Source organism: Streptomyces sp. S186, from assembly GCF_051603415.1.
Taxonomy (GTDB): Bacteria; Actinomycetota; Actinomycetes; order Streptomycetales; family Streptomycetaceae; genus Streptomyces.
This window is the reverse complement of sequence record NZ_CP193932.1, coordinates 931850-949493: the sequence shown is the minus strand read 5'-3', so window position 1 is coordinate 949493 and position 17644 is coordinate 931850. Positions and strand designations below refer to the sequence as shown.

Annotated in this window: 16 protein-coding genes; 7 read left to right on the top strand and 9 right to left on the bottom strand. The window is 73.9% G+C overall.

All coding sequences use genetic code 11. The features are described 5' to 3' along the window. Positions 1–98: 98 nt before the first annotated feature. On the top strand, positions 99–383 hold the full coding sequence (locus tag ACRAS8_RS04230) for a hypothetical protein (protein ID WP_438484412.1): 285 nt from the start codon (positions 99–101) through the stop codon (positions 381–383). A gap of 238 nt (positions 384–621) precedes the next feature. Here ACRAS8_RS04230 and ACRAS8_RS04225 read toward each other — a convergent pair whose 3' ends face one another. Beyond that, the gene (locus tag ACRAS8_RS04225; RefSeq protein ID WP_438484411.1) at positions 622–1509 is read right to left on the bottom strand and encodes a phenylalanine 4-monooxygenase; all 888 of its coding nucleotides are present in this window, start codon (positions 1507–1509) and stop codon (positions 622–624) included. Positions 1510–1780: 271 nt separating this feature from the next. Here ACRAS8_RS04225 and ACRAS8_RS04220 point away from each other — a divergent pair, with 271 nt between their 5' ends. Then, positions 1781–2866 carry a sugar ABC transporter substrate-binding protein gene (locus ACRAS8_RS04220; RefSeq protein WP_438484410.1) on the top strand — a complete coding sequence of 362 codons (1086 nt, stop codon included), beginning with the start codon at positions 1781–1783 and terminating at the stop codon, positions 2864–2866. 355 nt (positions 2867–3221) lie between these two features. On the opposite strand, the gene ACRAS8_RS04215 is transcribed toward ACRAS8_RS04220, so the two are convergent. Continuing rightward, positions 3222–3710: an Lrp/AsnC family transcriptional regulator gene (locus ACRAS8_RS04215; RefSeq protein ID WP_438484409.1), complete on the bottom strand. Its 489-nt coding sequence runs from the start codon at positions 3708–3710 to the stop codon at positions 3222–3224. A 200-nt stretch (positions 3711–3910) separates the two neighbouring features. Between ACRAS8_RS04215 and ACRAS8_RS04210 the strand changes: the two genes are divergently transcribed. Further along, positions 3911–4438: a DUF6624 domain-containing protein gene (locus tag ACRAS8_RS04210; RefSeq protein ID WP_438484408.1), complete on the top strand. Its 528-nt coding sequence runs from the start codon at positions 3911–3913 to the stop codon at positions 4436–4438. A gap of 12 nt (positions 4439–4450) precedes the next feature. Here the strand turns inward: ACRAS8_RS04210 and ACRAS8_RS04205 are convergent, their stop codons facing one another. After that, positions 4451–6775, bottom strand: a complete 2325-nt coding sequence (locus tag ACRAS8_RS04205) for a glycoside hydrolase family 3 N-terminal domain-containing protein (RefSeq protein WP_438484407.1) — start codon at positions 6773–6775, stop codon at positions 4451–4453. Between the two features lie 237 nt (positions 6776–7012). Between ACRAS8_RS04205 and ACRAS8_RS04200 the strand changes: the two genes are divergently transcribed. The 3 genes from ACRAS8_RS04200 to ACRAS8_RS04190 all read left to right on the top strand — a co-directional run bounded on the left by ACRAS8_RS04200 (position 7013) and on the right by ACRAS8_RS04190 (position 10562). Further along, positions 7013–7540: a GNAT family N-acetyltransferase gene (locus ACRAS8_RS04200; protein WP_438484406.1), complete on the top strand. Its 528-nt coding sequence runs from the start codon at positions 7013–7015 to the stop codon at positions 7538–7540. 236 nt (positions 7541–7776) lie between these two features. Next, complete coding sequence (locus tag ACRAS8_RS04195) at positions 7777–9279, top strand: FUSC family protein (protein WP_438490339.1); 1503 nt, start codon at positions 7777–7779, stop codon at positions 9277–9279. Positions 9280–9470: 191 nt separating this feature from the next. Further along, the gene (locus tag ACRAS8_RS04190; RefSeq protein WP_438484405.1) at positions 9471–10562 is read left to right on the top strand and encodes a lactonase family protein; all 1092 of its coding nucleotides are present in this window, start codon (positions 9471–9473) and stop codon (positions 10560–10562) included. A 342-nt stretch (positions 10563–10904) separates the two neighbouring features. On the opposite strand, the gene ACRAS8_RS04185 is transcribed toward ACRAS8_RS04190, so the two are convergent. From ACRAS8_RS04185 to ACRAS8_RS04160, 6 genes are all read right to left on the bottom strand, one after another. Next, a complete protein-coding gene (locus ACRAS8_RS04185) occupies positions 10905–11843 on the bottom strand; it encodes a hypothetical protein (RefSeq protein ID WP_438484404.1) in 939 nt (312 codons plus the stop codon). 72 nt (positions 11844–11915) lie between these two features. Continuing rightward, a complete protein-coding gene (locus ACRAS8_RS04180; protein WP_438484403.1) occupies positions 11916–12956 on the bottom strand; it encodes an N-acetylglucosamine kinase in 1041 nt (346 codons plus the stop codon). Beyond that, positions 12949–13980 (bottom strand): phospholipid scramblase-related protein, encoded by a 1032-nt coding sequence (locus ACRAS8_RS04175; RefSeq protein ID WP_438484402.1) that lies wholly within the window; start codon positions 13978–13980, stop codon positions 12949–12951. Before ACRAS8_RS04175 ends, ACRAS8_RS04180 begins: the two co-directional genes overlap by 8 nt. A 40-nt stretch (positions 13981–14020) precedes the next feature. Next, positions 14021–14698, bottom strand: coding sequence for a uracil-DNA glycosylase (locus ACRAS8_RS04170; protein WP_438484401.1), 678 nt, complete (start codon positions 14696–14698; stop codon positions 14021–14023). A 55-nt stretch (positions 14699–14753) separates the two neighbouring features. After that, positions 14754–15839, bottom strand: coding sequence for a WD40/YVTN/BNR-like repeat-containing protein (locus ACRAS8_RS04165; protein WP_438484400.1), 1086 nt, complete (start codon positions 15837–15839; stop codon positions 14754–14756). 91 nt (positions 15840–15930) lie between these two features. Continuing rightward, entirely contained in the window at positions 15931–17034 is a 1104-nt protein-coding gene (locus ACRAS8_RS04160) for an NADH:flavin oxidoreductase/NADH oxidase (protein ID WP_438484399.1), read from the bottom strand. A 208-nt stretch (positions 17035–17242) separates the two neighbouring features. On the opposite strand from ACRAS8_RS04160, the gene ACRAS8_RS04155 reads away from it, so the two are divergent. Next, a complete protein-coding gene (locus tag ACRAS8_RS04155) occupies positions 17243–17614 on the top strand; it encodes an ArsR/SmtB family transcription factor (protein ID WP_438484398.1) in 372 nt (123 codons plus the stop codon). Positions 17615–17644 lie beyond the last annotated feature (30 nt).

Here is a 17644-nt window from a genome sequence, read left to right as displayed (position 1 = left end):
CCAGGACGGTGAACTGGCGCCCGCGTGCCGTCGCAGGCACGTGGCGGCGTCGGCCATCTGCCGGGTTGTGAGCGGCGTGTCATGGCTAGCGGTGTGTCATGGCTGATGACGACGAGCGTCAGGCCGCGGTCCGTCCTGGTCGCTGCCAGCAGGTCCATGGCCGCCACGGCGGTGTCCGGGGCGAGCGCCGAGGTGCTCTCGTCGCATGGTGGCACGTCCGGTTCGGCGGCCAAGGCGCAGGCGAGGGCCACCCGTTGACGTTCGCCCCTGGTCAACTCGTGCGGACAGCGGCCGGCGAAGTCGGCGGCCAGCCCGGCCCGGTCGAGGAGTTCGGCCACCTGGCCGGTGATGTCCGGCCCGGTGGCCCGGCGGTGAAGGCGTAGCGGGCGGGGCAGCGTCGCGCCGACGGTGCGGGCCGGGTCGAAGCGTGGCCTCGTCGCAGCCGGACGGCCCGCACACCCCCGCTGAACTGCCGGGCGCGACGGTGAAATCGACGTCGGTGCGGGCGGGACCCGCCACCACCGCTGCCGTCCTCCCGCAGCGCCGTTACGCCACCGCCCTGCGCACGCGCGCCACCCGCACACCCGTCCCGGCCGTGCAGCCGTGGACGACCCGGTCCGCCTATGACCGGTCGCGGGGCATTGGCGGCAACCCCAGCCGGTCGCCGGTGTCGTCGTCGAATTCCGCACAGAACGCACCGATCGCATCCTCAAGATGGGAGAAAGACCGCGCTGCGAACAAAACGGATTGATAGCCGGAAATACGGTACGGAGTGCTGGCTGCCTGGCACATGTCCAGTTCGCGCACTTCTCGGACATCTTGCGCGGCGATCTCCCCGTACGACGACAAAAGTGCCGCGCCGAAGGCTTTCGGCACGCCGGATTCGGTCATCAGCCCGTATTCGAGGGTGTACCAATAGACCCGGCTCAGAATGTCCAGCGCCTCCGCTGTCCGCACCCGGTTCGCGGCCCGGCCGATGACCCGGTACAGCTCCGCGATGCGCGGCGACGACAGATGGATCCCGTGCCCGAACACGTCGTGCAGGACATCCGGTTCGGGGGTGTACAGCGGCACGGCCGGATGGCGTACGAACTGCACCGCATGGAAGTAGCCGTGCTCCATCGCCCCCAGGAACCGCTCGTTGGGCACCACCCCGCCGGCCAGGGTGAGCGCGAACCCGGTGCGGGCCCGCAGCCCGGGGGTGATGTCGGTGTGCTGCGGAACCCCCTCGGCGGGGATCTCGGCGTCGTCCCGCGCCGCCAGCACCTCCCGGCAGGCGTGCGCCTGGTGCGCCGGGGCCAGCGCCTGATGCACCGTCCGCCAGGTCCGGTGCTCCTCCTCGGTGTACGCGACGCCCGGATACGGCGTCCCCACCTGGTGGTTCTCGGCGCGGGCCGCCAGGGCGTCGCGCCGCCGCCGGTAGCCCTGGTCGCAGCGCCCGGGATGCTCGTTGGCGCGCCCCAGCCGCCCCTCCGCGGAGATCGGGGTGTACTTCCGTGCCGTGCTCATGGCTGTGAACCTGCCCCGCCGCGGGGCGAAGTTCACCTGGCGTAGCCCGCCGTACCGCGGGGCACCGGCGGCCGCCATCGGCCCGCCCGCCGCACCCCGCCGCACCCTTCGGTATCTCAACGCAGATCCCGCTTCCGTATCGTTATTACTTCGTTTCTTGACGATTCGGGCTTCGGTGACGTTCACTCAGCCATTCATGGGCCGAGTCAGGGCGGCCCCTGTGGAGGTACTTTTCATGAGGCCGATGAAGGCAATGAACGCAGTGAATGTGATGAATGCAACAATACGTCGCCGCGTCGTCGTCAGCGTGTTGGCGCTTTCCCTCGCCGCTCCTCTGGCGGCCTGCGGAAGTGATCATCAGGACGCGCCCGAAGGGAAGGACCACATCGGCCTCCTCCTTCCCGAGAACAAATCGACGCGCTACGAGAAATTCGACCACCGCATCATTTCCCGCAGAGTCGCCGGGCTCTGCCTCGCATGCACGGTGGACTACGGAAACGCCGAGTCCAGCGTCGAGACCCAGCGCACCCAGTTCGAGGCCCTGGTGAAGAAGGGCGTCAAGGTGATCATCCTGGACCCGGTCGACGCCCGCGCCGCCAAGGACTGGGTGGACTCCGCCGCACGTCAGGGCGTACAGGTCATCGCCTACGACCGGCTCGCCGAGGGCGACGTCAAGGCGTATGTCTCCTACGACAACGAGAAGATCGGCCGGCTCCAGGGCGAGGGAATTCTGGCCGCGCTCGGCTCCCGGGCGGCCACCGCGGACATCGCGATGTTCAACGGCTCCCCGGACGACCCGAACGCGCCGTCCTTCAAGAAGGGCGCGCACGCCGCTCTCGACGGCAAGGTGCGCAAGATCGTTTATGAGAAGGACATTCCCGGGTGGTCCGAGGCCACCGCGAAGAAGGAGATGACCGATCTCCTCAACGCCCGTGGTGCACAAGGCGTCGACGCGGTCTACTCGGCAAATGACGGGATGGCCGGCGGTATCGCCGACGCGCTGAAGTCCGCCGGGGCGAAAAACGTTCCGCTCGGTGGCCAGGACGGTGAACTGCCCGCCCTGCAGAGGGTGTTGAGCGGCACTCAGTCGTTCACCATTTACAAGCAGGTGCGGCCGGAGGCGGAGACCGCCGCGGAGCTGGCCTTCCGTCTGCTGCGGGGGCAGAGCATCACCTCGCTCACCTCCACCACCGCCGACAGTGCCAGCCGGACCGGCATCCCCGCCAAGCTCTTCAACGCCGTGATGGTCACCAAGGCGAACATCAAGGACACCCTCGTCGGCGACGGCGCCGTCCGTACCGACCTGCTGTGCACCCCGTCCGTCGCGGCGGAGTGCGCCTCCCTCGGCATCAAGTGAGCCGCCCCCGGGGCCGCCCCGCACCACCACGGCCGGCCCCGGGCGCCACCCCCACCGCGGCCCGCCGGACCTAAGGGCGCTTCTGACGGATCTCCGCGGCGTCGCGGCGTCTGCACGCACTCCCCCACGCCTGAACGGCGGGGGGGGGGAACCCCCTTGCGGTGTTGCCGAAATGTCTCCATGGCTCCGCTATGAAGCCATCCCGGCGCCTTGTGATCGGCTCGGCTTCCGAGGGATGGATCAAAGAGCCGAGACGGAGCGAGCGAGGGGGTACCTCCCGCGCCCTTAAGGCGTGGGGGAGAGGGGAGTGCACCAGGCGCCGCTCCTTCCTCCACGGAGATCCGTCAGAAGCGCCCTAGCCCGTCTGTCCGGCCGCCGCCGCCCCGCCCACGGCCTCGACCAGTGGCAGCATCCGATGTGGCACCCGCTCGCGCAGCGCCATTTCCGTGCGGGTGCGCACCACCCCCGGCAGGCTGATCAGCCGCTGGATCACATCCTCCAGATGCGCCGCGTCCCGGGCCACCACCCGCGTCAGCAGGTCCCCGCCGCCGGTCGTCGAGAACGCCTCGATGATCTCCGGCACCTCGGCCAGTGCGGTGGCCACCTCCTCCAGGTGGCCCTGCGTCACCTCGATGTGCACGAAGGCCAGCAGCGGATGGTCCAGCGCGGCGGGCGAGAGCCGCGGGCCGTAGGCGGTGATCACCCCGTCCCGCTCCATGCGGTCCAGCCGCGCCTGCACCGTCCCGCGCGCGACGCCCAGCATCCGGGCGTACTCCCGCACGCTCGTCCGCGGCTGCTCCAGCAGCAGCCGCAGGATCTTCGCGTCCAGCGGGTCCACGGACATCGGCCCACGGCCTCCTCACGGTCGGCGGGTTGGTCGGCGGTGCGCCGAAAGTGCTCGGAGCGTTCCGGGGATACATCCATTATCCAGCCGCCGAGCCCCTCCTGTCACCGTACCCAAGAACGATCTTTTGTGCCGATTCGGGCCTTTAGCGTTGAGGCACCCGACCCGACACGGGGTCACCGACGAAGCCTGGAACGCAGATGACGCACGACGCCCAGCCGTACCCCACCGACGACGAGCTCGCCGCGGTGGCTGCCGAACTCGTCGCCATGGCCGCCGAGGACAACGCGGCCGCCCCCCGCGCCAACAGCGATGACTTCGCCGACCAGTTGGCCTGGCGCCGGCTGACCGCCCGCCACGCCGACCGGCTCACCGAGATCCTCGACGTCCACGGCTGGCCCACCGCGGACCGCTTCGGCGCCGACGCCGCCCGCGCCGCCTGGCTGATCGCCCAGCACGCCGACCGCCAACTCGACGTCCAGCGCCGCGCCCTGAGCCTGCTCGAACGCGCCGTGGCCGACGGCCTGGCAAGCCCCCGGGACCTGGCCTTCCTCCAGGACCGCACATGCGTCAACGACGGCCGCGAACAGCTCTACGGCACCCAGATCGCCGGCGTCCGCAACGGCACCCCCACCCCCTGGCCCTGCCAGTCCCCGGAATCGATGGACCGGCGCCGGGCAGAGGTGGGCATCCCACCCTTCGACGACTACGTGGCCCAGTTCTCCTGAGCACCGCCCGCCTCAGAACACCCTGAGCGTCGTCTTCGTCGCGGTGGTCGAGCTGGTGCCCACGTAGAGGTCGAAGGTGCCGGGCTCCAGGCGGAAGTCGCCGTGCGGGTCGTTGCTCCAGAAGCCGAGGTCGTCGGCGGTCAGACGGAACGTCACCGTGCGGGTCGTCCCCGGGGCCAGGGTCACCCGCCGGAAGCCGCGCAGGCGGCGGACCGGCTGTGCGAGGCTGGCGGTCCGGTCGTGGAGGTAGAGCTGGACGACCTCGTCGCCGGTCCGGGAGCCGGTGTTGGTGACGGTCGCCGCGACCTCGACGGTCTCGCCGCGGCGGAGGGCGGTCGCCGCGATCCGGTCGGTGCTCACCTCGGGCGCGCCGGTGCGGAACGTCGTATAGCTCAGCCCGTGGCCGAACGGGAACTCCGGCCCGTCCGGGAGGTCGAGGTACTTCGAGGTGTACTTGTCGTCCGGGTCGTAGGGGCGGCCGGTGTTCTCGTGGTTGTGGTGGATCGGGAGCTGGCCGACCGAGCGGGGGAACGCCACGGGCAGCTTGCCGCCCGGGTTGGCCCTGCCGAACAGTACGTCGGCGATGGCGTGGCCCGCCTCGATGCCGGGGTGCCAGGCCACCAGCACCGCGGGGGTCCGGGCCAGCCAGCCGCCGAGGGTCAGCGGGCGGCCGTTGACCAGCACCACCGCGAACGGCCGGCCGGTGCCGGCGATCGCCTCGACCAGCCGTTCCTGGGCGCCCGGCAGCCCGATGTCGCTGCGTGCGGCGGCCTCCCCGCTGAGCGCCGGCGGTTCGCCCACCACCACGACCGTCACCTCGGAGGCGGCGGCCGCCGCGACGGCCTCCGGGATGCCGCCGGTGTCACCGTCCTGCGGGTCGACGCCGCGGGCGTGCCGCACGGTGCTGCGCGGTGCCGCCTGGCGCACTGCTTCCAGCACCGTGCCGGCCGGGAACCTCCGGGCGGCGGGCGGCATCACCCATGTCCCCAGCAGGTCGGGGGAGTCGGCGAACGGCCCCACCACCGCGATCGAGGCGGCCGTCGCGCGGAGCGGCAGCACCCCGCGGTCGTTCTTCAGCAGCACCATCGACCGGCTCGCGGCGTCCCGGGCCGCCGCCCTGGCCTCGGCCGACGGCTCGCCGATCGCCTTCCCCTCGTCGGTATACGGGTGCGCGAACAGCCCCAGCGCGCACTTCAGCCGCAGCACCCGGGCGACCGCCTCGTCCAGCCGCTGCGCACTGATCCGCCCCTCCTGGAGGAGCCGCCTGCCGTGGGTGACCAGGGTGGTGCTGGTCATCTCCATGTCGACGCCCGCGCCGAGCGCCAGCCGCGCGGCGTCCGCGTCGTCCTCCGCGACCCCGTGCGCGACGAGTTCCCGCACGCCGTTCCAGTCGCTCACCACCATCCCGTCGAAGCCCCACTCCCGCCTCAGGACGTCGGTGAGCGTGTGGGGATTGGCGTGCGCGGGCACGCCGGCGATGGTGTTGAACGAAGCCATCACCGTGGCCACCCCGGCGTCCACCGCGGCCTGGAACGGCGGGAGATACAGGTTCCGCAGCCGGAACTCGGAGACGTCCACGGTGGTGTAGTCGCGGCCGCCCTCGGCGCCCCCGTACGCCACGAAGTGCTTGGCGCAGGCGGCGATCCGGTCCGGGCCGGTGAGCCGGTCCCCCTGGTAGCCGCGGACCTTGGCGGCGGCGAACGCGGCGGTCAGGTACGGGTCCTCGCCGTTGCCCTCCGCGATCCGGCCCCAGCGCGGTTCGTGCGTCACGTCCATCATCGGCGCGAAGGTCCAGTGCACTCCGTTGGACCGGGCCTCCCGCGCCGACACTTCCCCGTCCCGCGCCGCGTCCCGCGGATCGAAGCTGGCGGCCTGCGCCAGCGGGATGGGGAACGTCGTCCAGAAGCCGTGGATGACGTCGAGCCCGAACAGCAGCGGGATGCCCAGCCGCGACTCCTCGACGGCGATTCGCTGGAGCCGGTTGCAGGTACGCGCGCCGAAGATGCTGAGCACCGAGCCCAACCGCCCCGTGCGGGCGGCCTCTTCGACCGCTTTGGTCCCCGGCCCGCCGGGCCCGGTGTCGTACGCCCACGGGAGCTGCTGCAACTGCCCCAGTTTTTCCTCGGGGGTCATGCGCGCCAGCAGTGCGGCGACCTGCCGGTCGTAGGGTCCGGGCCGGTCTCCGGCCGCCGGCGCGGCCTCCGACGTCTCGGCCGGCTCCGTCGCGGCGGTGCGGGGGTGCGCCTGTGCCCGGGGCGTTCCGGTGTGCGTCAGACCGGCGGCCGCCGCGGTACCGCCGGCGGCGGCGAGCAGGGAACGACGTCGCAGCCCACCCATGCCTCCACCTTTTCATCCGAAGCGGGGTAAAGGTTTTCTCAAGGCGCCAGAAGCGGAAGTGACGGTAAGTGGGCGGGCGTTGACCGTCAAGAGTCATGCACGAGCCGGTACGAGAGTCATGCGCGGGTCGGTAGGGGATCTGCGTCGGATCCATGCCCGGTTCCGTGCCCGGTTCCGTGCCTGGTTCCGTGGCGGCCGGGCTGGCCGCGGGACCGTGCGGCGGATCATGATTGCGGCATGACGAAGCTCCCCACGCCGCTCACCGCCGCACGGCTCGACGACTTCACTCCCGGCCACATGACCGAGATCCTCGGCGACGAGCCCGACCCCTTCGGCGTCGACGACGTGGGCCTGACCTGGCTGCCCAAGGAAGAGCACTTCGGCATCCGGCTCGACGGCCGCCTGGTGGCACACGCCGGCCTGCGGTGGCTCCCGATCGAGATCGACGGGACCGCGACCTCGGTCATCGGCGTCGGCGGGGTCGCGGTGGCGTCCGACCTGCGCGGCCGGGGGCTCGCACGGCGGGTGGTGGCGGCCGCGCTGGACCATGCCCGCACCATGGGCCCCGACCACGCTCTCCTCTTCTGCCGCCCGCCGCTGGTCGCCCTCTACGCGCGGCTCGGCTGGCGGGAGGTCCGGGCGGAGGTGCGGGTCGAGCAGCCCTCCGGGCCGGTGGTGATGCCGCTGCGGACGATGTGGACGCCGCTGCGCGACGGGGCCGGGTGGCCGTCCGGTCCGGTGCGGCTGCGCTCCCTGCCCATGTGAGGGCACTGCTGGTCGGAGGGCACTGTCCAGGCGGGCGCGGTCGGGTCAGGCCGTCCCGGCTGGACCGTTGGCCCGCTGATGGCGCACCGAATCCGCTTCGCGCTGGGCCAATGGCCCAGTATTTTCGTCTTCTCTTGAGCCAGTCGACCGCCTGATGGTGAAATGATCCCGTCGATGGCGCTGCGGATTCCGCGGCGCCTTTTTCATGGGTTTTAGGGGAGGCCGTGCTGAAGAGGATGTTCGTGGCCCCGGATCCCGGACGGCTGCGGCTGCGCAGCGCCGCCCGGGCCGTCCTGGGCGTCGGGGCCGCGGTGACGGTGGCGGGACTCGTCGTCCAGTCGCTGCCCGCGGCCATCGCCGGCGGGCTCGCCGCGCTGCTCGCGCTCTTCACCGTCGGCGACCCCACGGTGCGCGGCCAGGGCGTGACCACCGCCCTGCTGCCGGCCGCCGGCCTTCCGGTGCTGCTCGCGGCGACCGCGCTCCACGGACACCCCCTGCTGCGCGATGCGGCGTTCCTCGCCGTCGTCGGCGCCGGCGTCTACGCGCGCCGCTGGGGCCCGCGCGGCCACGCCCTGGGGATCTTCGCGTTCATGATGTTCTTCATGGTGCAGTTCCTGCACGCGACCCCCGCCCGGCTGCCGGAGCTGTGCGGCGCGCTCGCGCTCGGGCTGCTCGCCTCGTCGGCGGTCCGCTTCGGCCTGTGGTGCTACGAGCGCCGGATGCCGCCGCCGGCCGCGGTGCCGCCGCCCGCCGGCCGCGGCCTGGCCCGGATCACCACCCGGCAGGCCGTCCAGGCGACCGCCGCCTGTGGCTTCGCGCTCGCCGTCGGCCAGGTGCTGTCCCAGGACCGCTGGTACTGGGCGGTGGTCTCGGCCTGGTGGATCTTCGTCAACACCGCCTCCCGTGGCGAGACCCTGATCCGCGGCTTCCGGCGGGTCCTGGGCACCGTCACCGGCATCGCGATCGGCCTGCTGGTCGCGATCCCGCTGCACGGTGCCCCGGTCCCCACGGCCGCGCTGGTGGCCGTCTGCGTCTTCGGGATCTTCTACGCCGCGGGGCCGTCGTACAGCTGGATGATGTTCTTCGTCACCGTCATGGCCGGGCTGCTCTACGGCCTGCTCGGTGTCCTGCACCCGGGGCTGCTGGCGCTGCGCCTGGAGCAGACCGCGGTCGGCGCACTGGGCGCCGCGCTGGCGGTGGCGCTGGTGCTGCCGGTCACCACACACGCCGCGACCGACGCCTGGATCCAGCGCGCCGTGCACTGCGTACGGGACTGCACCGCGGTCGCCGCCCGCCGGCTCGCCGGGGACGACGGGGCCGACCCCGCCCCGCACGTCGCCGAGCTGGAACTCCTGCTGGCCCGCGTGCGGCTGTCCCTGGTGCCGCTGCTGCACCCGCTCAACCCGCTGCGGCACCGCAAGGCCCGCGCGCGCCAGGTCGTGGCCTGCCTGGACGAGTGCGCCGCGCAGGTGCGGGGCCTGGCCGAGGTGGCAGCCGACCCGGCGGCCTCGCACGACGCCCGGCTGGCCGCGGCCTGCCAGCGGGTGGCGGCCGTGGTCGGCACGCTGTTCGCGCCCGGCCCGGACGCCGGCGCCGCGCTCGACGGCCCGGCCGCGGCACCGGCGCACCACCCCGGCGCCGAACGCGCCCTGGCCCACCTGCACGGCCTGGAGTCCGCGCTGACCGCACTGGCGCACCCGGTGCGCAGCTCGCCCCGGGCGCCGTTCGCCGCGTCCTGACGCCGGCCGGGCGGGTGGGCCCGGGCGCGCCGGCCGCCGCCCCGTCCACTTCCGGCCCTCACCGGCGCCGCCCCCACCCGCCCTGTTAGCGTCGCCCGCACAGCGGGGCACCGCCCGGACGGCACACCCCGCGCCGAAGCGGCGCCCGGCCGGTCGGGCCCGGCAGACAGGCGGACGAAGGGCGGCGACCAGTGGCGACGACGGGACCAGCGGCCGAGCGGACCACCGGTGGACCGGCGCGCGGGGACGGCCCGCGCGCCTACCTCGGCTCCTTCACCACCGCCGGTGGCCTCGGCATCACCACCGCGGCCGTCGACCCGGATACCGGGGCACTGACCCCGCTGCACTCCACGGACGCCGTCCCCAACCCCTCCTACCTGGTGCCGGACCCCGGCCGCCGCCTCCTCTACGCCGTCAGCGAGACCCCCGACGGCGCGGCCGCCGCCTTCCGCCTCACCCCCGAGGGCCCCGCCCTGCTCGCACCGCCGGTCCTCGTAGGCGGCGCCGACCCCACCCACCTCACCCTGACCGCCGGCCACCTCGTCACCGCCAACTACGGCTCCGGCGACGTCAGTACGCTCCCCGTACGGGACGGCGGCGCACTCCATGGCCCCGCACGGGTCCTCGCCCACTACGGCAGCGGCCCCCGGACCGACCGCCAGGAGGGCCCGCACGCCCACTGCGTGCGGCCCGACCCCACCGGCCGGTGGCTGCTCAGCGTCGACCTCGGCACCGACGCGGTCCGGGTCTGCACCCTCGACCCGGCGACCGGCACGCTGACCGTGCGGCACGAGACGCGCCTGCGCCCCGGCGGAGGGCCCCGCCATCTCGCCTTCCACCCGCGCGGCGACCTCGTCTGCGTCGTCAACGAACTCGCCCCGACCCTCACCCTCTGCCGGTGGGACGCCGACCGCGGCACGCTGACGCCACTGGGGGAGACCCCGCTGCTCCCCGACGGAGCCGCGCGCACCGGACCGATGTTCCCCTCCGCGCTGGTCCTCTCCCACGACGGCCGGTTCGCCTGGGCCGCCAACCGCGGCCACGACAGCGTCGCGGTGCTCTCCCTGGACGCCGCGGCCGGGACCGCCGCACTCGTCACGACCGTGCCGTGCGGCGGCCACTGGCCCCGCGACCTCGCCCTGCACCCCGACGGGCGGCACCTCTACGCCGCCAACGAACGCTCCGGCGACGTCACGTGGTTCACCCTCGACCCGGAGACCGGCGTCCCCGTCCGCGGCGGCTCGGTCCCGGCGCCGGCCGCCTCGTGCGTGGTCTTCGCCTGACGGACCGCCCGGCGGGCGGCCACTCCTTGGGGAAGCGCCCACCGAAGTACACCTCGGTCCGCGGTCGGGAAGCGGACCTCCAGGAACGCCTCCCGGGGGATGCGCCGCAGGGCGCACGAACGGCCGGCGGAGCGCCCCGCTCGGGGGCTCGCCGGCCTCGCCGGGCCCCCGGGGTCCCTTCCGCCTTCACGAGCCGCCTGACGGGCGTTCATGCCGCTCGGCGGGGTGCGGACGGGGGAGGGGGAGGCGCCGGGCAGCGCGGAGGGCCGCCCCGCGTGCGGCGCGGGACGGCCCTCGGTGAACGGAATGCGGCTCCGGTCGTGCCGCCGGTGCCGCGCGGGCCTACCGGACGGGCGCCCCCAGGCCCTGGCCCGGCAGGGTGATCCCCACCGTCGCCGCGTAGTTCGACAGGACCAGCCGGCCCACCGCGCCGTACGCGCCCAGCGCCTCGGCCGAGGCGCAGCCCGCCTCCTCCGCGGCCGCCCCCAGCAGGCCGTCGGCGAGTTCCGGACCGATCAGGTACGGGGCCAGCGCCAGCTGCTGCGAGCCGGACGCGCGCAGCTGCTCCGCGGTGCGGGCGATCGCGCCCTCCTCGTCCAGGCCGGCGGCCAGTACCGGCACCGCCAGCCGGGCGGAGAGCAGCATGCCGGTGATCCCGGCGGCCTGCACCGCCTCCTCGCCGCCGACGGTGGCGAGGATGATGCCGTCCGCCGCGGTGGCGACGGTGAACAGCCGGGCCCGGTCGGCGCGGGCCAGCCCGGCCTCGGACAGCCGGACGTGCAGCGCCTCGGCCAGCAGCGGGTGCGGGCCCAGGACGTCGGTCAGTTCGGCCCCGGAGGCGCTGTTCAGGACGGCCTGGCGTATCCGGCGCAGCAGCGCGCTGTCCGGGCCGGCCAGCAGCGGGACGACGACCGCGGCCGGGCCGGGGTCGGGCTGACCGGTCTCGGCCGCCCGGGCGTTCTGCTCGGCGGCGGCCGCGGCCAGGACCGCCTCCAGGGACGGGAACTCCTCGTCGCCGCCGTCGACGTAGCCGATCCGCGCGTCGAGGCCGGGCAGCTCGGAGCGGGCGATGCTGGAGACCTCCTCAGCCAGGCTGCGCGAGGTGGCGGACGGGGTGCCGGGCACGGCCAGGACCAGGGCGGGTGCGCCCTCGGGTGCGGCGAGCGGCTCCGGCTTGCGGTGGCGGCCGGAGGGCCGGGTGCGCGGCGTGCGAACGGGCAGGCCGGGGGCTGCGGCGTCAATGCGGGGCGAGCCAGGTGCGGGCCCAGTGGGGGAACTCATGGCGCCGCATGCTAACGCCTCGTCGCGCCCGGCCGCCGAGGGAGGGTTCTGCCACGAGGTATCCGTCCCGTTTTATCCCGCGCGTCGTGGCGGCGCGGCCGCCGCATGCCCTGTGATCTGCAACAACTTGCCGTCGACGGGCAGTGCCAGGCGGTCCGTGGCCAGTGCCGCCGCGAGCGCCAGCGCGCCGTCGAGCGGGCTTGCGGACGCCTCGATCGGACGCGCGCCGGGCAGCCGTTCGGCGAGCGCGGCGCGGAGCGGGGACAGCAGCGGTGCGCCCAGGGCGAGCAGGCCGCCGGTGAGCGCGACCGCGGCCCCGGGACCGGGCGGACAGACCGCGGCGGCGGAGTCGGCGACATGGCGCGCGGCGTCCGCCAGGATCCCGGCGGCGACCGTGTCCCCGTCCGCGCAGCGCGCCACCTCGGGGGCGAACGAGGCCAGTACGGCGGGCCGGTCGGGCCTCGGATAGAGCGCGGCGGGCAGCCTGGTGACCGGGCCGAACACCGCCTCCGCCCGGGCCAGCAGTGCCGGTGAACCACCGGGGCGGCCGTCGTGGGCGCGCAGCGCCGCCTCCAGCCCGGCCCGCCCGATCCAGGCGCCGCTGCCGCAGTCGCCGAGCAGATGCCCCCAGCCGTCGGCCCGGCGCCAGCCGCCGGCCGGCGTCAGGTCGGTGCCCAGGGCGACCAGTCCGGTGCCGGCGGCGACCACGGCACCGGGCCGCTGGCCGAGCGCCCCGGCGTAGGCGGTCACCGCGTCGGCGGCGAGTGCCAGGCGGCGGACCCCGAAGGCGGTGGCCAGCGCCTCGGGCAACCGGGCGCGCAGCGCGTCGCCGAGGGTGCCCATGCCGGCGGCGCCGACGCACACCGCGGCGAACCGGTCCGCCCCCGCCTGCCGCGCCAACGCGGCGCCGGCGGGAAGGAGTTGGGCGAGCATATGGTCCGCGTCGAGGCCGGCCGGGCCGGTGCGGACCGGCTCGCGCGAGGCGAACGTGGCCACCGGCTGGGGCGGTTCGCCGCCGGTGCCCACCCGGGCCACCGCGATCCGCAGCCCGGACCCGCCCGAGTCCACCCCCAGGACGTGGTCCCCGGCGCGTGCCCCAGCGGACTCAGCCAAGGCCGCGGGAGTCCTGCTTGAGGGCGGTGTCGACGGTCAGCGCGGTGGCCACGACCAGGCTCGACAGCGGGTCGGGCAGCTGCCGGTGGATCTGCAGGACGTAGTTGTCCGCGGTGGTGAACATCGTCTTGGCCAGGCCCTCCCAGGTCTTGGTGATCCGGGCGATCTCGGTCTCGGTGTGGTCGACGATCGCGAAGTTCCAGGCGCGCCAGTTCTCCGCCTTGATGGCGCCGACCTGCCGGCCGTCGGCCGTCATCGCGAAGTTGATCTTCCCGATGGCGTTCTGCTGGACGATCTCGCCGACCGGCCGGCCGTCCGGACGCGCCACCAGCACCTTGGACTTGATGAGCTTCGCGGGCCGGGTCAGCACCAACTGCGGCTGCCCGTAGGCGTCCCGGATCTCCAGCTTGTGGGTCATGTACTGGTCCAGGCTGGAGACCACCCGGAACACCTTCCGCGCGGTGCTCTGGCCGACCTCGACGACCGAACCGAGGGTGTTGCCGTTCTGGTCGTAGACCGCGTACTCGTTGCTCACCTCGATGAGCTTGGCCTTCTGGTTGACCACCAGCACGGGCTCGGTGAAGAGCGTGCCGCCGCCCGGCCCGGTGGGAGCCACCCCGGCCCGCTGCTGCACCTGGCGCTGCACGCCGGCCTGCTGCTGTGCCTGGTGGTGCGCCTCGGCCGAGTACGGAACCGGCTGGCCCGGCTGCTGCCCCGGCATCTGCTGGGGGTGGCCGCCCTGCTGGCCATAGGGGACGCCGCCGGGCTGCTGCCCGTACGGGGCCTGGGCCGGCTGCTGCGCGTACGGCTGCGCCTGCGGCTGAGGTGCCTGAGACTGAGGTGCCTGCTGGGGTGCGGGCTGCGCGGCGTGCGGGGCGCCCGGCGGACCGGCCTGCTCCGGCGGCTGCGCCTGCTGACCCGGGTGGGTGTGCCCCGTCCACTGGGAACCGTCCCACCAGCGGAGCTGATGGGGGGTGCCCTGCGGATCGGCGTACCAGCCCGCAGGGATGTTCGCATTCGTCATGTGCGGAACACTATCGTCCGGCCGCGGAGCACGGCCGGGGTCAGGGCAGCCGCCAGTCCACCGGCTGGGCGCCCTGCTGGACGAGGAGGTCGTTGACCCGGCTGAACGGCCGCGAGCCGAAGAAACCGCGGTCGGCGGACATCGGGGACGGGTGCGCGGACTCCACGGCCGGCATCCCGCCCAGCAGCGGTCGCAGATTGCGCGCGTCTCGCCCCCACAGCACCGCCACCAGCGGGCCGCCGCGCGCCACCAGCGCCCGGATGGCCTGCTCGGTGACCTGCTCCCAGCCCTTGCCGCGGTGCGCCGCGGGCTTGCGCGGCGCCGTGGTCAGCGCTCTGTTCAGCAGCAGGACGCCCTGCTGGGTCCACGGGGTGAGGTCGCCGTTGGACGGCCGGGGCAGCCCGAGGTCGGAGTGCAGCTCGCGGAAGATGTTCTCCAGGCTCCCGGGCAGCGGCCGGACGTCCGGCGCCACGGAGAAGCTCAGCCCGACCGCGTGCCCCGGCGTGGGGTAGGGGTCCTGTCCGACGAGGAGCACCCGCACCTCGTCGAAGGGTTGTTGGAAGGCGCGCAGCACATTGCTGCCGGCCGGGAGGTACGTCCGGCCCGCGGCGATCTCCGCCCGCAGGAAGTCGCCCATCGCGGCGATCTGTCCGGCGACCGGCTCAAGTGCCTTGGCCCAGCCTGGTTCGACGATGTCTTGGAGAGGTCGTGCAGCCACGGGATCACCCTACTGGCCGATGTGCCCTCCCCCTCAAATCCCGGTCAACCGCCGCTCAGGCCACCGCCGCCGCCCGCACGCACAGCACGTCCGGCAGATGCGAGGCGAGCTGCCGCCAGCTGTCGCCGTCGTCGGCGCTGGCATAGAGCTCGCCGCAGCGGTTGCCGAAATACACCCCCGCGGGGTCGGCGTCGTCGACGGAGAGGGCGTCCCGCAGCACCGTGCCGTAGTGGTCCTCCTCGGGGAGCCCGGCGCTCAGCGGCTCCCAGCTCGCGCCGGCGTCGGAGGTGCGGAAGACGCGGCAGCGGTGCCCGGCCGGCACCCGGTCGATGTCGGCGGTGATCGGGAAGAGGTAGGCGACGTCGCCTCTTCGGGGGTGGGCGGCCACCGCGAAGCCGAAGTCGGAGGGCAGGCCGCCGCCGACGTCCGTCCAGGTCGCCCCGGCGTCGTCGCTGCGGTAGACGCCCCAGTGGTTCTGGAGGTAGAGCCGGTCGTGGTCGACCGGGTCCGGCGCGATCTTGTGGACGCACTGGCCGAACTCGGGGTGCTGGTCGGGCAGGAAGACCGCCTTGACGCCGGAGTTGGACGGCGCCCAGCTGGCGCCGCCGTCGCGGCTGCGGAACACGCCGGCGGCGGAGACCGCGACCGTCACCGCGGCGGCGTCCCGGGGGTCGGTGACGACGGTGTGGACGGCCAGGCCGCCGCCGCCCGGCACCCACCGCTCGCGGCTCGGATGCTCCCACAGCGCCCGGACCAGCTCGAAGGTCTCGCCGCGGTCCTCGGAGCGGAACAGCCCGCCGGGCTCGGTGCCGGCATAGACCACCTCGGGCGCCGCCGGTCCCGCCGGGTGCAGCTGCCACACCCGCTCCAGTGAAGTCCCGGTGTCCTCGGGGTACTTCACGGCCGGACGGGCCGGCTCCTGCCACGTCTCGCCCAGGTCGTCGGAGTGGAAGACCGACGGGCCCCAGTGCGCGCTGTCGGCTCCGGCCAGGAGTCTGGGCCGCGCGCCGCGGGTGTCGATCGCGAGGGAGTAGACCGCCTGGGCGGGGAAGTGCGGTCCGCTCAACCGCCAGGCCCCGCGCCGCCGGCGGCCGATGAACAGCCCTTTGCGGGTGCCCACCGCGAGGATTACGTCTGTCATGCCGGAACACCTCCGGGACGCCGTTGTCTCAGATGGTTGCCAGTGTGCACCCGGCCACTGACAACGGCGTCCCGGTCGGTGTCCGCGCTGGTCAGACGGCCCGGTGGTACTGCTGCGGGATATGCACGGCGGCGCCGAGTTCGCGGGCGGCGTGCTGGGCGAAGCTCGGCGAGCGCAGCAGCTCGCGGCCGAGCAGCACCGCGTCGGCCTGGCCGTCCGCGACGATCTTCTCGGCCTGCCGGGCCTCGGTGATCAGCCCGACGGCGCCCACCGCGAGGCCGGCCTCCTTCTTGACGCGCTCGGCGAACGGCACCTGGTAGCCCGGCCCCACCGCGATCCTGGCGTTCGGGGCGTTGCCGCCGGTGGAGGTGTCCAGCAGGTCGACGCCGTGCTCCTTGAGGTCGCGGGCGAACCGCACGGTGTCGTCGGCGGTCCAGCCCTCGCGGTCGTCGCCGTCGTCCTCGCTGAGCCAGTCGGTCGCCGAGATCCGGAAGAACACCGGCAGGTCCTCGGGCCACACCGCGCGCACCGCGTCGACGATCTCCAGGGGCAGACGGGTCCGGTTCTCGTACGAACCGCCGTAGGCGTCGGTGCGCCGGTTGCTGTACGGGGAGAGGAACTGGTTGATCAGGTAGCCGTGCGCACCGTGGATCTCGGCCACCTGGAAGCCGGCGGCGAGCGCCCGGCGCGCGGTCTCCGCGAACTTCCCGACCAGCTCGGCGATCTGCGCCGTCGACAGCTCCTCGGGGGTGGTGGACGTCTCGTCGAAGGCCAGCGGACTCGGGCCGACCGGCCGCCAGCCGTACCGCTCCTCGGGGCGCAGCGCGCGGCCGCGGTCCACCCAGGTCCGCTCGGTGGACGCCTTGCGCCCGGCGTGTGCGATCTGGATGCCGGGGACGCTGTTCTGGGCCTTGATCGCGTCGGTGATCCGGCGGAACGCCGCGGTCTGGGTGTCGTTCCACAGTCCCAGGTCGTAGGGGGAGATCCGGCCCTCGGGGGCGACCGCGGTCGCCTCGGTGAGGATCAGGCCGGTGCCGCCCGCGGCCCGCGCCGCCAGATGCTGAAAGTGCCAGTCGCCGGGGGCGCCCTCGGCCGGCCCCTCGGGGGCGGCGCTGTACTGGCACATCGGCGCCATCCACAGGCGGTTGGGGACGGTCAGCGACCGAAGGCGGAGGGGTTCGAAGAGTGCGCTCACGGCAGGCTCCTGTACCTGGACGAGGACGACGGACGGGGTCGCGGCGACCCCACGCTTCTACGATAGGCATCGTATTACGGCGGATGTCAAACTACGATGGTTCTCGTACAATGGGGACCTCGGAGGCCGCAGCGACCACCGGGAACGCCCCGCGCGAGCGCGCCGCCGGCCAGCCGCCGGTCAACAGATCCGCAGGTCAGGAGCCGTCATGACGACCGAAACCCCCGTCGCCGGGGCCGCCTCGGGCGCCCGGTCGCTGCCGCATCCGGAGCGCGCGGACATCCGGCTCGCCCAGGTGCTCCACGCCCTCGCCGACCCGATGCGGCTGCGGATCGTCTGCGCCCTGGCCGCCGCCGAGGGCGAGCTGAACTGCGCGGACATCGAACTCCCGGTCAGCAAGTCGACCTGTACGCACCACTTCCGGGTGCTCCGCGAGCACGGCGTGATCCAGCAGTTCTACCGCGGCACCGCCAAGATGAACGGCCTGCGCCGCGCCGACCTCGACGAGCTGTTCCCCGGCCTGATCGACGGCGTCCTCCGCGCGGCCGGCCTCCAGGAACGCCGCCTCGGCGAACGGTGAACGGGCCCGCACCGGCGGCGGCACGGGCCC